Below are 13,137 nucleotides of genomic sequence, written 5' to 3'. Positions count from 1 at the left end.
GGAGTTATCATCCGTGGCGGGCAGGGGGACGCAATGTCGGAATTTGACGCGCTTTTCGCCTTCTACGCCCTGCTGCTCGGGCTGGCGGTCGCCAATGTCGCGACCGCCTTCGCGGAGATGTACAAGGTGTGCGGCCGGGTCGTCATCGGCTGGACGGTCCCGCTGCTGGGCGCCGTCGTCCTGACCGCAGCCTGTCAGCAATGGCTGTCCCTGTTCCGCGCCCAGGCGGATATGAAGCTAGGCCCCGGCGAGCTTCTCATCTGCCTGGCGATGGCCCTGCCCTACATCTTCATCAGCCAGGTCATCCGGCCCCGTCACGACGAAACCGCGTCGCTGGAGGCCTATTACGCCGAACATCGCCGGATCCTCGCCGGGGCCTTGCTGGTCCCCGTGCTCGCCAGCAGCGTCGTCAACGTCATCTATGCGGTGGCGCTGAACGACGGCTTCGTTCCCGCCGCGCTCGGCTTCCTGATCTACCAGGGCGTCCGCTACGCCTGCATCATTCCCATGCTGATCTGGCCGAACGTCGCTGTGCAGCGGGCGGGACTGGTCGTCCTGCTCGCCCACACGGTCTTGATGATGTTCTAGGCGTCAGGCGTCGACGGCGGCGTCCAGGGCGTTGTCCTGGATGAACTCGCGGCGCGGTTCGACCACGTCGCCCATCAGCTTGGCGAACAGGTCGTCGGCGTCGTCGCCGTGCTCGACCTTGACCTGCAGCAGGGTGCGGGCGTTGGCGTCCAGCGTCGTCTCCCACAGCTGTTCCGGGTTCATCTCGCCCAGACCCTTGTAGCGCTGAATGGCGATGCCCTTCTTGCCCGCGTCCAGAACGGCCGCCAGCAGGTCCAGCGGGCCGCGGATGGTCGTGGTCTTGTCCTTGCGGCGATAGACGGCCGGTGCCGAGAACAGGCCGTCGAAGGCGGCGGCGCGCTCGGCCAGACGACGGGCGTCCAGCGACCGACCCAGCACCTCGTCCAGCACGATGGTCTCGCTGACGGCGCGGCGCACGCGGTTGAAGGCCACCCCGCCCTGGGCGGCCGGTTCGCCGCTCCACGGACCGTCGCCTTCCTCGGCGTAGAGGTTCAGCCGCTCGGCCGCGCGCGCGGCGCGTTCGGCCAGTTCGCCGGCGTTCTCGTCGAACAGGCCCGCCAGGGCGCCCTGTTCGATGGCGAAGGCCGGGGCGCGGGCGGCCAGGCGGTCGACCAGGGCCTTGAACGCCTTGGCCTCGCGGACCAGTTCCTGCAGGTCCATGCTGGCGCGCACCTCGCCCGAGGCCAGCTCCAGCGTCGCCTCGGCGCTGCCTTCCTCGATCAGATAGGCGTCCATCTCCGCCTGATCCTTGATGTAGCGGTGCTGCTTGCCCTTGGAGACCTTATAGAGCGGCGGCTGGGCGATGTAGACGTGGCCGCGTTCGATCAGCTCCGGCATCTGACGATAGAAGAAGGTCAGCAGCAGGGTGCGGATGTGGGCGCCGTCGACGTCGGCGTCCGCCATCAGGATGATCTTGTGATAGCGCAGCTTGTCCGCGTCGAAATCGTCGCGGCCGATGCCCGTGCCCAGCGCCAGGATCAGGGTCCCGATGGTGTCGGACGACAGCATCCGGTCGAACCGGGCGCGCTCGACATTCAGGATCTTGCCGCGCAGGGGCAGGACGGCCTGGTTCTCGCGGTTGCGCGCCTGCTTGGCCGAGCCGCCGGCGGAATCGCCCTCGACGATGAACAGTTCGGACTTGGCCGGATCGCGTTCCTGACAGTCCGCCAGCTTGCCGGGCAGGGAGGAGATCTCCAGCGCCGACTTGCGACGGGTCAGGTCGCGCGCCTTGCGGGCGGCCTCACGCGCCGATGCCGCCTCGATGATCTTGGAGACGACCAGCTTGGCCTCGACCGGGTGTTCCTCGAACCAGGTCGACAGGCCTTCGGTGCACAGGCTTTCGACGGCCGGCCGCACCTCGGACGAGACCAGCTTGTCCTTGGTCTGGCTGGAGAATTTCGGGTCCGGCACCTTGACCGACAGGACGCAGGTCAGACCCTCGCGCGCATCTTCGCCCGAGATGGAGACCTTCTCCTTCTTGGCCAGCCCCGAGCTTTCGATATAGGCGCCCATGACGCGCGTCAGGCTGGTGCGGAAGGCCGAAAGGTGGGTGCCGCCGTCCCTCTGGTTGATGTTGTTTGTGAAGCACAACATCGTCTCGTGGTAGGAATCGTTCCACCACATGGCCAGGTCCAGCTCGATGCCGTCCTTCTGGCCGCGGATGACGATGACGTCCTTCAGGATCGGCGTCTTGGACTTGTCCAGGTGGCGCACGAAGGCTTCGACCCCGCCCTCATAGTGCAGCAGGATCTCGACCGGCTCCGGCCCGCGCCTGTCGCTCAGCTTGATGACCACGCCCGAATTCAGGAAGGCCATTTCGCGCAGACGGTGTTCCAGCGTCTTCAGGTCGAAGTCGATGTGGCTGAAGGTGTCGATCGACGGATAGAAGGTGACCTCAGTGCCGGTCAGCAGACGGCCCTTGTCCTCGCGCATCGGCGCATCGCCGATGACGGCCAGCGACCGCACCGTCTCGCCGCGCTCGAAGCGCACGCTGTGCTTCTTGCCCTCGCGATAGATGACCAGCTCCAGCCAGTCCGACAGGGCGTTGACCACCGAGACGCCCACGCCGTGCAGACCGCCGGACACCTTGTAGGAGTTCTGGTCGAACTTACCGCCCGCGTGCAGCTGGGTCATGATGACCTCGGCCGCCGAAATGCCTTCCTCGGCGTGGGTCGCCACCGGAATGCCGCGTCCGTTGTCGGTCACGGTGACCGAGCCGTCCTCGTTCAGGGTGACGGTCACCAGATCGGCGTGCCCGGCCAGGGCCTCGTCGATGGCGTTGTCCACCACCTCATAGACCATGTGGTGCAGGCCCGAGCCGTCGTCCGTATCGCCGATATACATGCCGGGGCGCTTGCGCACCGCGTCCAGGCCTTTGAGAACCTTGATGGAATCGGCGCCGTACTCTGGCGTGGGAGCAGTCTGTTCGGTCATGAAAACGTCGGCTCAGGGTCCGCGGGCGGACAGGGAAGAGGCGACGCGAAAGCCGCCCGTTTCAGGACCGCAAATCAGCGCGCCCCGAAGTCTCAGATATATAGGAAATTCGACGGAAAAAGCGAGCCTTTAAGCCCTATGCCGACAGCCCGCCGCCTTCCACCGCCACGAACTGCGCGCGGCCTTCCAGGGCGGCGAACAGCGGCCGCTCCGTCCCGGTCATGAAGGCCTGAAGCTTCAGCGCCTCGATCTCGTCGAACAGGGCGGCGCGGCGGGCTTCGTCCAGGTGGGCGGGCGCTTCGTCCAGCAGCAGAACGGGCCGCGCAGGCTGATCCGCCAGCCGCGCCACCTGGGCCAGGATCAGGTTCAGCACCAGGGCCTTCTGCTCGCCGGACGAGCCTTCGGCGGCGGGGCGGTTTTTCTCGCGGTGCAGGGCCGTCAGGTCCGAGCGGTGCGGCCCGAACAGGCTGCGCCCGGCCGCCGCGTCGCGGGCGCGGGCGCGCATCAGGCCTTCGCCCAGCGCTTCGACGATGTCGGCCTCGTCCGCGCCCGCCGCCGCCATCTCCTCGGCCGGTCCCGCGAGCCCCAGATCGGCCTGCGGGAAGGGACGGTCGGCGCGGGCGTCGATCCCGGCCTGAAGCGCCCTCAACGCCCCGGCGCGCGCCATCGCCGCCCGGGCGCCGCTCTCGGCCAGCCGCGCCTCTAGCGCATCCAGCCACAGAGGATCGGCAGGACGAGTCTCGTCGGTCAGCAGGCGCAACCGCTCGCGCAGGGCCTTTTCATAGGTCGAGACGACGGCGGCGTGGTCAGGATGGGCGGCGAAGACCAGGCGGTCGAAGAACCGCAGCCGCTCGGCCCGCGCGTCCGAGAACAGCCGGTCCTGCTCCGGCGTGGCCCAGACCGGGCGGAGGTGGTCCAGCAGCCGCCCCGGCGGCGCCGTCTCGCCGTCGATGCGCACGATGCGCCGCGCCGACGGGCCCATGGTCTGGACCCCGGTGCCCAGGCGCACTTCGTCGCCGTCGGCGGCCTGCAGCGTCGCCGCCACGGCCCAGGGCCGCCCGACCGCTTCGCCCGGCTCGCGCCGTCCCATCTCGGCCGCCGTCGCCCCGCGCAGCCCCTTGCCGGGGGTCAGCAGGCTGATCGCTTCCAGAAGGTTGGTCTTGCCCGCCCCGTTCGGCCCATGCAGCACCACCGTCCCGCCGGAAACCGGCAGGGTCGCGCCCGCATAGGAGCGGAAGTCGGTGAGGGCGAGGGTGGTGAGGCTCAATCTATCCGCTCATCCCGGCGGACGCCGGGACCCAGTGCTTTGGCCGCAAGCGGCGCGGTTCAAAGGAGCGTCTCGAACAGATCGGCCCATTCAGGGTTCATACGCTCGATCAGGTCCAGCTTCCACTCGCGCCGCCATTCCTTGATGCGGCGTTCGCGAACAAAGGCCGCCGCTCGAGAGTCGTGGACTTCGTACCAGACCAGTCGCGAAACATCGTACTTCGCCGTGAAGCCGCCGCGCAATTTCTCGCGATGTTCCACGATCCGCTTCAGCAGGTCGTCAGTCGAACCTGTGTAGAGCGTGCCGTTAGGGCGGCTGGCCAGAATGTAGACGTAGAACATCCGACCGACCGCTCCCGGCTCTCACTGGGTCCCGGCGTCCGCCGGGATGAGCGGAAGAGGGGGCAGCACCGGCTAGCCCTACACCCGCAGCGGCATCAGCACGTACTGCACGCCCACGTCGGCCGGGTCGAGGACCAGCGTCGGGCTAGCCGGGTCCGCGAACTTGAAGTGGGCCGTTTCGCCGGTGATCTGACCGGCGACGTCCAGCAGGTAGCGGGCGTTGAAGCCGATCTCGAACGGTTCGTCGGAATAGCCGATCTCGACCTCTTCCTCGGCCTGACCGGCTTCCATGTTGCGGACGGTCAGCTTCACCCGGTCGTTGTCGAAGGCCAGCTTCACCGAGCGGCTCTTCTCGGCCGAGATGGTGGCCACTCGGTCGACGGCCTTGGCGAACAGGGCGTTGTCGATGTCGGCCTGTTTGTCGTTGCCCTTGGGGATGACGCGCAGATAGTCGGGGAAGGCGCCGTCGATGACCTTGGAGGTCAGGCTGGCCTGGCCGAACTCGAAGCGGATCTTCTGGGCCGAGACCTGGACCTCGACCGGGCCGGCGCCGTCGTCCAGCAGGCGGCGGACCTGGTCCACCGTCTTGCGAGGCACGATGACGCCGGGGCCGCCCGCCGCGCCTTCGGGCGCCGGGGTCTCGGCCAGGGCCAGGCGGTGGCCGTCGGTGGCCACGGCGCGCAGCAGCGGAATGCCGCCGTCGGCCACGGTGTGCAGATACAGGCCGTTCAGATAGTAGCGCGTCTCTTCGGTCGAGACGGCGAAGCGCGTCTTGTCGATCAGGCGCGCCAGGTCTTCCTTGGGCAGGGTGTAGCGCGCGCCCGAGGCCTCGGTCGACATGACCGGGAAGTCGCCCGCCGGCAGGACCGGCAGGTTGAAGCGCGAACGGCCCGCCGCCACCACCAGACGCGGATCGTCGCCCGAATAGGTCAGCGACACCTCAGCGCCGTCCGGCAGCTTGCGCACGATTTCATACAGGGTGTGGGCCGGGGCCGTGATCTGGCCCTCGACGTTCACCTGGGCCTCGGCCTCGTCGACCATTTCCATGTCCAGGTCGGTGGCGGCGAACGACAGGCGGTCGCGCCCGGCGCTCAGCAGCACGTTGGACAGGATCGGAATGGTGTTGCGACGCTCGACCACGCTCTGGACGTGCCCCAGGGCCCGAAGAAGCGCGGAACGTTCGATGGTCAGCTGCATATGGTCTCGCCCGGTCGCGACCCCGCCGAAGCAGCGTCGCCTTAAATATGGGCGGGAACACTAGCGCATTGAGCGAAAGGGGCAACGGGCAGAGGCGTCTCTACGCCGTCTGCCCCCGATTTCCACAGGCGATCGCCCTTAAATCCGCTCATCCCGGCCTTCGCCGGGATGAGCGGGCTAGGGACTTACCCGCGCAGTTTGCGCGTCAGGGCCTCGACGTCGCGGGCGATCTGGTCGTCCTTGGGCATCAGCTCCTCGATCTTGCGGACCCCGTGCAGGACGGTGGTGTGGTCGCGCCCGCCGAAGCGGCGGCCGATGTCGGGATAGGAGCGGGTGGTGTGCTGCTTGCACAGATACATGGCGATCTGGCGCGGGCGGGCGATGGCGCGGGTGCGGCGCTCGCTCAACAGGTCGGCCTGTTTCAGGTTGAAGTGCTCGGCCACCGTCTTCTGGATCTCGTCCACGGTGATGCGGCGCTCGGGTCCGGTGCGCAGGGCGGCGCCCAGCAGGGATTGAACCTCATCGACCGTCAGGGCCGACAGGCGGCTTCCGGCGACGGCGGCCAGGGTGTTCACGGCGCCTTCCAGCTCGCGCATCGAGCCGGGGGTGCGATCGATCAGATGCTCCAGCACATCGGCGCGTGCCTCGCCCGAGACGACGCCCAGCTGGGCCAGGGCGTTCAGGCGCGACTGGGCGACGGCGACCTTCAGGTCGCGATCCGCCGCCTCGACCGGGCAGGTCAGGCCGGCGGCCAGGTGGCTGCGCAGGCGCGGCTCGACGTCGGTCAGGGCCATCGGCGCGCGGTCGGCCGACAGGACGATGCGCTTGCCGTCCTCGATCAGGGCCGTGAGGGTGTTCAGCAGCTCTTCCTGGGTCGAGGTCTTGCCGCCGACGAACTGGACGTCGTCCAGCAGCAGCATGTCGGCCGAGCGCAGGCTTTCCTTGAAGGCGGCGGTCGAGCGGTCCTGCATGGCGCGCACGAAGGTCGACAGGAAGCGTTCGGCGGTCAGATAGACCACCTTGGCGTCCGGGCGCAGGCGCTGGGCCTCCCAGGCGATGGCGTTCAGCAGGTGCGTCTTGCCGTAGCCGTAGGGGCCGCAGAAGAAGACGGGGTTGAAGTGGCCGTCGGCCCAGGTCGCCACTTGCTTGGCGATGGCCAGGGCGAAGGCGTTGCCGTGGCCTTCGACGAAGCTGTCGAAGGTCAGGCGCTCCTGCAGGCCCGCAGCGCGCACGGCGCGGGCGCCGTCGGTGGCCGGAGCGAAGGCGGGCGCGGCAGGCGAGGCGGCGGGGGCGGCGCTGATCGAGGCCAGGCGCGGCGCGACGCCCGAGGCGGCGGCCGGCGGGACCGAACCCATCTCAGCGCGGCAGCGCACGTCCAGGCGGCGGGCCAGACCGTCCAGACCCAGCCACAGCTCGTTCATCCGGCGCAGGGCGTTCTTGCGCACCCAGTCGCGCGCATAGGCGGTCGGCGTCACCAGGATCAGATTGCCCTGTGAGTCCACACGCACCGCGGAGGGCGCGATATAGCTGCTGAAGGGTCCGTCCCCGATCTCAGCCTTCAGGCGGTCCGCCGCCTCGGTCCAGATACGGTTGGGATCCGTCATTCCCGCCATCGCCGCGCCCCCGATCATTCAGAACACCCGCCACAAGAGTTATCACCGACGAACGCCCTTCGAGATATCGGGTCCAGGGACGACTTCTCTCGTCTCGCGAAGCAGGCTTCGCAAGCGGGGTCGTACTCGCAGACAGACATCTCGCGCCAAGGGAAACCATTGATTTCCCTCGTCTTCATCCAGAAAGGACGGAAGTGCGTTACCCCCTCAACTTACCCCCGGAGCGGCGGAGATCAACGCTGATTCGAGTCGAGATTCGCACTTAAATTGATTGACTCCGGCAAACCTCGGCAGGGCTTGGGAAAATGGCGATTTCGCCTCATTCCAGAACCGGAATCGTCAAGCGCCACTTAGGCGCAGACAGCAAGACGGCGAGGGAGCTTGCGCTTCCTCGCCGTTGAATTTCTTACATTCTTTTACGAAATGCCTGTTACAGGCCTTCCGTAGCCGTCGCATTGCGCCGTTTGACGAAGCCGTGAAGACCCGTCCGAGCGCCCCTGCGAAATCAGGCGGCCGACAGCTTCTTCAGCTGGGCGGCCAGACGGCTGACCTTGCGCGAGCCGGTGTTCTTGTGAACCACGCCCTTGGACACGGCGCGCATCAGTTCCGACTGGGCGGTGATGAACGCGGCCTTGGCGGTCTCCACGTCGCCGCCCGTGACGGCTTCCTGGAACTTGCGCAGGTAGGTGCGAACGCGGGTGCGGCGGGCCTTGTTCACTTCGGTCCGCGCTTCGATCTTGCGGATCGCCTTGCGGGCGCCTGCATTGTTGGCCATCGGGTAAAAACCTTCGAACGAAAACGCCGTAGACCCACGTCCACGGCGAGAAAATCTCAAGAGCGCGCGGCTATAGCGGAAACCCCCCGGACGGTCAACGCGATCCGGCGGGAATTGAGTCGGGGCCGGGGTTTGCGCCCCATATGATCCGGCCCCGACAGGATTCAGCGTCCGGTGAAAGCGGGCTTCCGCTTCTCGACGAAGGCGGCCATGCCCTCCTTCTGGTCGTCGAAGGCGAACAGGGAGTGGAACAGCCGGCGCTCGAACACCACGCCCTGCGCCAGGGTCGTCTCGAAGGCGGCGTTGACCAGCTCCTTGTTGGCCATGACGGCCAGGATCGACTGTCCGGCGATCTTGGCGGCGGCGGCGCGCGCCTCGTCCAGCAGGGCGTCGGCGGCGACGACGCGCGACACCAGTCCGGCGCGCTCGGCTTCGGCCGCGTCCATCATCCGGCCGGTCAGGCACATGTCCATCGCCTTGGCCTTGCCCACGGCGCGGGTCAGGCGCTGGGAGCCGCCGATGCCGGGCGCCACGCCCAGGTTGATCTCGGGCTGGCCGAACTTGGCCGTCTCGGAGGCGATGATGAAGTCGCACAGCATGGCCAGTTCGCAGCCGCCGCCCAGGGCATAGCCCGAAACCGCCGCGATGATCGGCTTGCGGAAGCTCGCCACCCGGTCGTGGGCGCGCGCGAAGAAGTTGCCGCGATACATGTCGGCGTAGGCCTGATCCGCCATCTCCTTGATGTCGGCGCCCGCCGCAAAGGCCTTCGCCGAGCCGGTCAGGACGATGCAGCGCACGCTGTCGTCGTCGGCCACGCTTTCGAGGAAGTCGCCCAGTTCGCCGGTCAGGGTGGTGTTCAGGGCGTTCAGCGCCTCGGGCCGGTTCAGGGTGACGACCGCATAGCCGTCGGCGTGCCGTTCAATCAGCAGGGTGGAATAGGCGTCGGCCATGGGGCGCTCCTCATCTGTCTTCGCGGGCAGGTCTAGCCGCTCGGGCGGCCTGCGCAAACACCCGGCTAGCGCTTCTGGCAGACCGGGCAGAAGAAGGTCGAGCGCCCGCCCTGCACGATGCGTTTCACCACGCCGCGACAGCCCGCGGTGCGGCACGGCTCATGCTCGCGCCCATAGACGTCGAAGCGGTGCTGGAAATAGCCCTGTCCGCCCTCGACGTTGGCGAAGTCCTTCAACGTCGACCCGCCCGCCGCGATGGCGTCGTGCAGGACGTTGCGGACCTCGAGCGCCAGCCGCTCCAGTCGGGGGCGGCTGACCTCGCTCGCCGCCGTCAGGGGCGAGATGCGCGCGCGGTACAGGGCCTCGCATACATAGATGTTGCCCAGGCCGGCCACGATGCACTGGTCCAGCAGGCTGACCTTGATGTTCTGCGCCTTGCCCGCAAAGGCCTCGGCCAGATGCGCGCCCGAAAAGGCGTTGCCCAGAGGCTCGGGTCCCAGCTTGGCGAACCAGGCGTGACCCTCGACCGCCTCGGTGGGGATCAGGCCCATGAAACCGAAGCGCCGGGCGTCGGCGTAGCCCAGCCGCGTCAGCACCCCGTCCCGATCGGCCGTCAGGCTCATGTGCTCATGCTTGCCCATGACAGGGGCGGCCGTTTCGAACGCGCCGGGGGCGACGCCCTCCAGGGTGAAGCGCCCGGTCATCCCTAAGTGCGTGATCCAGGTCTCGCCGGTGGACAGGGGAAACAGCAGGTATTTCGCCCGCCGCTCCAGCCGCAGCACGGATGCGCCCTCCAGCCGCTCGACGAAGCGCTCGGGAAAGGGGAAGCGCAGGTCCGGCCGGTTCTGGCGCGGCGCCGTCAGGCGCGCGCCCTCCAGCACCGGCTGCAGGCCGCGACGCACGGTTTCGACTTCGGGAAGTTCAGGCATGGCGCAAATCTAGCCTGTCACGCCTCTCGCCGCATCTCCCGTCTACGCCGGGCGTCCGGCTCGCTCGCAGGGCCGAGGTCCTGAACGGTGTCGGACGGCGAGATGCGCGATGGGCCAAAAGCAAAAATCCCCGCCGAAGGCGAGGGCCTGGATGGGACTGCGTCAACCCGGAGAACCGCAGTCCCGCCCCGGAGCCCGCCGGAAACCGGCGGGGCGGACGGCGGCCCCTCTAGGGACCGTTCGTGTCGGCCATGGGGCCGAAAGTCGACGACGCGGCGGCCCTGCTCAAGCAGCGAGCCGCCGCGCGGCGAACGCTAGCAGGCTTAGAGCTCAAGCAGCGAGCGACCGCGTCGCGAGCGATAGCGGACTTAGATGTACCGCCGCAGGCTGCGGGCCAGGTCGGACGAGGCGTCCTTGCCGGCGCTCTTGCGGACCTGGGGCTGGTAGGCGACGCGGGCGTGCTCGACGCAGTAGACGCCTTCCGAGGCGCGGCGGCCGCAGAAGCTGAACTCGCTGGTCGAGGGGTCGCCGATCGGCCATTTGCACATGTGGGCGCCCAGCGTCAGCACGGTGGCGGTGCCGGCCAGTTCAGGCGCGGGGGCCGGGGCGGGCGTCTGAGGCGCGGCGACGACGGGGCGCGGCGCGGCGGCCTCGATGCGGCGCGGCGCCGAGGGGGCCTGCGTCGGCGCGGCCGGAGCGGCGGCGCGCGGACGAGCCGGGCGGAAGGTGGTCCGCGCGGGCTGCGACGGGGCGGCCCGGCCCGACAGGCCCAGGCGGTGCACCTTGCCGATCACGGCGTTGCGGGTCACGCCGCCGCCCAGGGCCTTGGCGATCTGGCTCGCTGACTGGCCTTCCAGCCACAGCTTCTTCAGCGCGCCGACGCGGTCTTCGGTCCAGCCTGGGTTCATGTCGCCCTCCTGCGGAGTCGGATTCAACATCTTGTGCCGGAGTCCGAATTTCGGCCCCTCATCACGCCTCTAATCGTAAATCACCTCTTAAAACACGCAATATGTGGGAATTCACCTGTCCACAGAAACTATATCTAGTATGGTTAATGTCTCGATTTGACTCAATTTCTTGGTCGTCATCCACAGGCCCCACGCCTTGCGAAACCGGCTTGGCTGTCGCATCTGAGGCCGCATGACGCACCTGACCGCCGGTTCCGACGCCCCTTCCGCCCCTCACGGCCTGCCCCAGCCCCGTCGCTATGACGGGATCAACTGGGTGGGCCTGCGCACCCTCTACCTGAAGGAGGTCCGCCGCTTCTGGAAGGTGGGCGCCCAGACGGTGGCGGCGCCGGTGGTGACGACCCTGCTCTACATGATGGTCTTCGTGGTGGCGCTGAAGGGGGCGAGGCCGCCGTTGCACGGCACGCCCTTCGCCGAGTTTGTGGCGCCGGGCCTGATCATGATGGCCATTCTTCAGAACGCCTTCGCCAACGCCTCCTCCAGCCTGATCCAGGCCAAGATCATGGGCACGGCGACCGACTTCCTGACCCCGCCGCTCAGCCCGCTGGAGCTGACGATCGGCTTCACCCTGGGCGCGGCGACGCGCGGGGTGGCGGTCGGCCTGGTGACGGCGATCTGCGTCATGCCCTTCGCCAGGCTGGGTCTGGCCAACATCGCCCTGATCGTCTGGTTCGGCCTGATCGCCTCCCTGCTGATGGGCATGGTCGGAGTGCTGGCGGGTCTGTGGTCCGAGAAGTTCGACCATCTGTCGGCGGTGCAGAACTTCGTGGTCATGCCGATGACCTTCCTGTCGGGCACCTTCTATCTGATCGACAGCCTGCCCGAGCCCTTCGCCAGCATCAGCAAGTTCAACCCCTTCTTCTATCTGATCGACGGTTTCCGGGCGGGCTTCATCGGCCACGCCGAGGGCAGTCTGGCGATCGGCGTGGTCATGAGCGCCGTGCTGACCGTGGTCCTGGGCGCCGCCTGCTGGCTGGTCTTCCGTTCGGGCTGGCGGCTGAAGAGCTGACGTTTTAATCAAGGCGTCGAGCGCGGGGCGAGGGGCCTTCGCGAAAGGGGCCTCGCCATGTCGTTTCGTCTTCGTCTGAAAGCCGTCGCCAGCGGCGTCTGCCTGGCCGCCGTCTGCCTGACGGCCGCGCCGTCCTTGGCCCAGAACCGCGCTGCCGATCTGCGCGAACAGGTCGGGGCCTACGTCAAGCCGTCCAACGCCGAGCGTCTGGAGGTGCTGCTGGGCCAGCTTCGGGCCGAGGGCTTCGCCCCGACGGTCGAGACCTTCGAGGGCGGCGGCCGCGCCGGTCCGATGCAGGGCTCAAACGTCGTCGTCACCCTCGGCGAGGGCGAGAAGGAAATCCTGCTCACCGCCCACTACGACGCGGTGAAACTGCGCGACGGAACGATGGCGGACGGCCTGGTCGACAACGCCGGCTCTGTCGTCGCCCTGATCGAGGCGGCCAAGATCCTGCGCGAGGCGCCGCTGTCGCACCGCGTCCGCATCATCTTCTTCGACCAGGAAGAGCTGGGCCTGATCGGCGCCAAGAAGTGGATCGAGGCGCACGGGATCGCCCATGTCGCGGCCGTGGTGAACTCGGACGTCGCCGCCTATGGCGACACCATGATGTACGGCCAGAACAACGGGGCGCAGTCGGCCTTCGTCACCCGCGCGGTGCAGGAGCTGTGCGCCGAGCGCGCCCAGCAGTGCGTCGGCTTCCCTGAGTATCCGCCGTCGGACGACCGCGCCTTCTCGGCCGCCGGCGCGCCGGTCGTCTCCCTGGGCTTCCAGGACGAGGTCGGGGCCCATCAGATGTGGCTGGCCTTCAACGGCGGCGAGACCAACGGCCTGGCCGAGGGCTTCGTCCCGCAGGTCTTCCGCCTCATCCATTCCAAAGACGACGCGATCGAGGCGGTCGAGGGCCACACGATCGACCTGGCGGGCCGGACCTATGCGGCCCTGATCGTGAAGCTGGACGCGCAACTGCGCTGAATTCGCGCCCCGCGTGGTGTTGACTAAGCCGGAATAGCGCCCGACAAGTTCGTCGCCCTTTTCCAAAGCGGTCCCGTCGCAGACGCGCCGGGACC

Annotated in this window: 12 protein-coding genes; 3 read left to right on the top strand and 9 right to left on the bottom strand. The window is 68.0% G+C overall.

Going from position 1 to position 13,137, the window contains the following annotated elements:
• Positions 1 to 33 precede the first annotated feature (33 nt).
• Positions 34 to 588: a hypothetical protein gene (locus tag ACWGL1_RS13850; protein ID WP_452112309.1), complete on the top strand. Its 555-nt coding sequence runs from the start codon at positions 34 to 36 to the stop codon at positions 586 to 588.
• A 3-nt stretch (positions 589 to 591) separates the two neighbouring features.
• On the opposite strand, the gene gyrB is transcribed toward ACWGL1_RS13850, so the two are convergent.
• From gyrB to gcrA, 9 genes are all read right to left on the bottom strand, one after another.
• On the bottom strand, positions 592 to 3,021 hold the full coding sequence (gene gyrB / locus ACWGL1_RS13845; protein ID WP_452112308.1) for a DNA topoisomerase (ATP-hydrolyzing) subunit B: 2,430 nt from the start codon (positions 3,019 to 3,021) through the stop codon (positions 592 to 594).
• Between the two features lie 136 nt (positions 3,022 to 3,157).
• Entirely contained in the window at positions 3,158 to 4,288 is a 1,131-nt protein-coding gene (gene recF / locus ACWGL1_RS13840; RefSeq protein ID WP_452112307.1) for a DNA replication/repair protein RecF, read from the bottom strand.
• A 59-nt stretch (positions 4,289 to 4,347) separates the two neighbouring features.
• Entirely contained in the window at positions 4,348 to 4,629 is a 282-nt protein-coding gene (locus ACWGL1_RS13835) for a GIY-YIG nuclease family protein (RefSeq protein WP_452112306.1), read from the bottom strand.
• Positions 4,630 to 4,707: 78 nt separating this feature from the next.
• Positions 4,708 to 5,826: a DNA polymerase III subunit beta gene (dnaN, locus tag ACWGL1_RS13830; protein WP_452112305.1), complete on the bottom strand. Its 1,119-nt coding sequence runs from the start codon at positions 5,824 to 5,826 to the stop codon at positions 4,708 to 4,710.
• A 185-nt stretch (positions 5,827 to 6,011) separates the two neighbouring features.
• On the bottom strand, positions 6,012 to 7,430 hold the full coding sequence (gene dnaA / locus ACWGL1_RS13825; RefSeq protein ID WP_338577264.1) for a chromosomal replication initiator protein DnaA: 1,419 nt from the start codon (positions 7,428 to 7,430) through the stop codon (positions 6,012 to 6,014).
• Positions 7,431 to 7,944: 514 nt separating this feature from the next.
• A complete protein-coding gene (gene rpsT / locus ACWGL1_RS13820) occupies positions 7,945 to 8,214 on the bottom strand; it encodes a 30S ribosomal protein S20 (RefSeq protein WP_024355020.1) in 270 nt (89 codons plus the stop codon).
• A 164-nt stretch (positions 8,215 to 8,378) separates the two neighbouring features.
• Positions 8,379 to 9,164 (bottom strand): enoyl-CoA hydratase, encoded by a 786-nt coding sequence (locus ACWGL1_RS13815; RefSeq protein ID WP_452112304.1) that lies wholly within the window; start codon positions 9,162 to 9,164, stop codon positions 8,379 to 8,381.
• 65 nt (positions 9,165 to 9,229) lie between these two features.
• On the bottom strand, positions 9,230 to 10,093 hold the full coding sequence (mutM, locus tag ACWGL1_RS13810) for a bifunctional DNA-formamidopyrimidine glycosylase/DNA-(apurinic or apyrimidinic site) lyase (protein ID WP_338577262.1): 864 nt from the start codon (positions 10,091 to 10,093) through the stop codon (positions 9,230 to 9,232).
• 368 nt (positions 10,094 to 10,461) lie between these two features.
• A complete protein-coding gene (gcrA, locus tag ACWGL1_RS13805) occupies positions 10,462 to 11,001 on the bottom strand; it encodes a cell cycle sigma 70 cofactor GcrA (RefSeq protein ID WP_338577261.1) in 540 nt (179 codons plus the stop codon).
• A gap of 232 nt (positions 11,002 to 11,233) precedes the next feature.
• On the opposite strand from gcrA, the gene ACWGL1_RS13800 reads away from it, so the two are divergent.
• A complete protein-coding gene (locus ACWGL1_RS13800) occupies positions 11,234 to 12,070 on the top strand; it encodes an ABC transporter permease (protein ID WP_346485118.1) in 837 nt (278 codons plus the stop codon).
• Between the two features lie 57 nt (positions 12,071 to 12,127).
• Positions 12,128 to 13,042, top strand: coding sequence for a M20/M25/M40 family metallo-hydrolase (locus ACWGL1_RS13795; RefSeq protein WP_452112303.1), 915 nt, complete (start codon positions 12,128 to 12,130; stop codon positions 13,040 to 13,042).
• The last annotated feature ends 95 nt before the right edge of the window (positions 13,043 to 13,137 follow it).

The sequence above is a fragment of the Brevundimonas sp. NPDC055812 genome, assembly GCF_053616535.1.
The sequence above is the reverse complement of the archived record's forward strand: the minus strand, read 5'-3'. Positions and strand labels throughout refer to the sequence as shown.

Excerpts from the sequence above, each read along its gene's own strand:
- ACWGL1_RS13850 (WP_452112309.1), top strand. The coding sequence starts at position 34 with ATGTCGGAATTTGACGCGCTTTTCGCCTTCTACGCCCTGCTGCTCGGG.
- gyrB (WP_452112308.1), bottom strand. The coding sequence starts at position 3,021 with ATGACCGAACAGACTGCTCCCACGCCAGAGTACGGCGCCGATTCCATC.
- ACWGL1_RS13835 (WP_452112306.1), bottom strand. The coding sequence starts at position 4,629 with ATGTTCTACGTCTACATTCTGGCCAGCCGCCCTAACGGCACGCTCTAC.
- dnaN (WP_452112305.1), bottom strand. The coding sequence starts at position 5,826 with ATGCAGCTGACCATCGAACGTTCCGCGCTTCTTCGGGCCCTGGGGCAC.
- dnaA (WP_338577264.1), bottom strand. The coding sequence starts at position 7,430 with ATGACGGATCCCAACCGTATCTGGACCGAGGCGGCGGACCGCCTGAAG.
- rpsT (WP_024355020.1), bottom strand. The coding sequence starts at position 8,214 with ATGGCCAACAATGCAGGCGCCCGCAAGGCGATCCGCAAGATCGAAGCG.
- ACWGL1_RS13815 (WP_452112304.1), bottom strand. The coding sequence starts at position 9,164 with ATGGCCGACGCCTATTCCACCCTGCTGATTGAACGGCACGCCGACGGC.
- mutM (WP_338577262.1), bottom strand. The coding sequence starts at position 10,093 with ATGCCTGAACTTCCCGAAGTCGAAACCGTGCGTCGCGGCCTGCAGCCG.
- gcrA (WP_338577261.1), bottom strand. The coding sequence starts at position 11,001 with ATGAACCCAGGCTGGACCGAAGACCGCGTCGGCGCGCTGAAGAAGCTG.
- ACWGL1_RS13800 (WP_346485118.1), top strand. The coding sequence starts at position 11,234 with ATGACGCACCTGACCGCCGGTTCCGACGCCCCTTCCGCCCCTCACGGC.
- ACWGL1_RS13795 (WP_452112303.1), top strand. The coding sequence starts at position 12,128 with ATGTCGTTTCGTCTTCGTCTGAAAGCCGTCGCCAGCGGCGTCTGCCTG.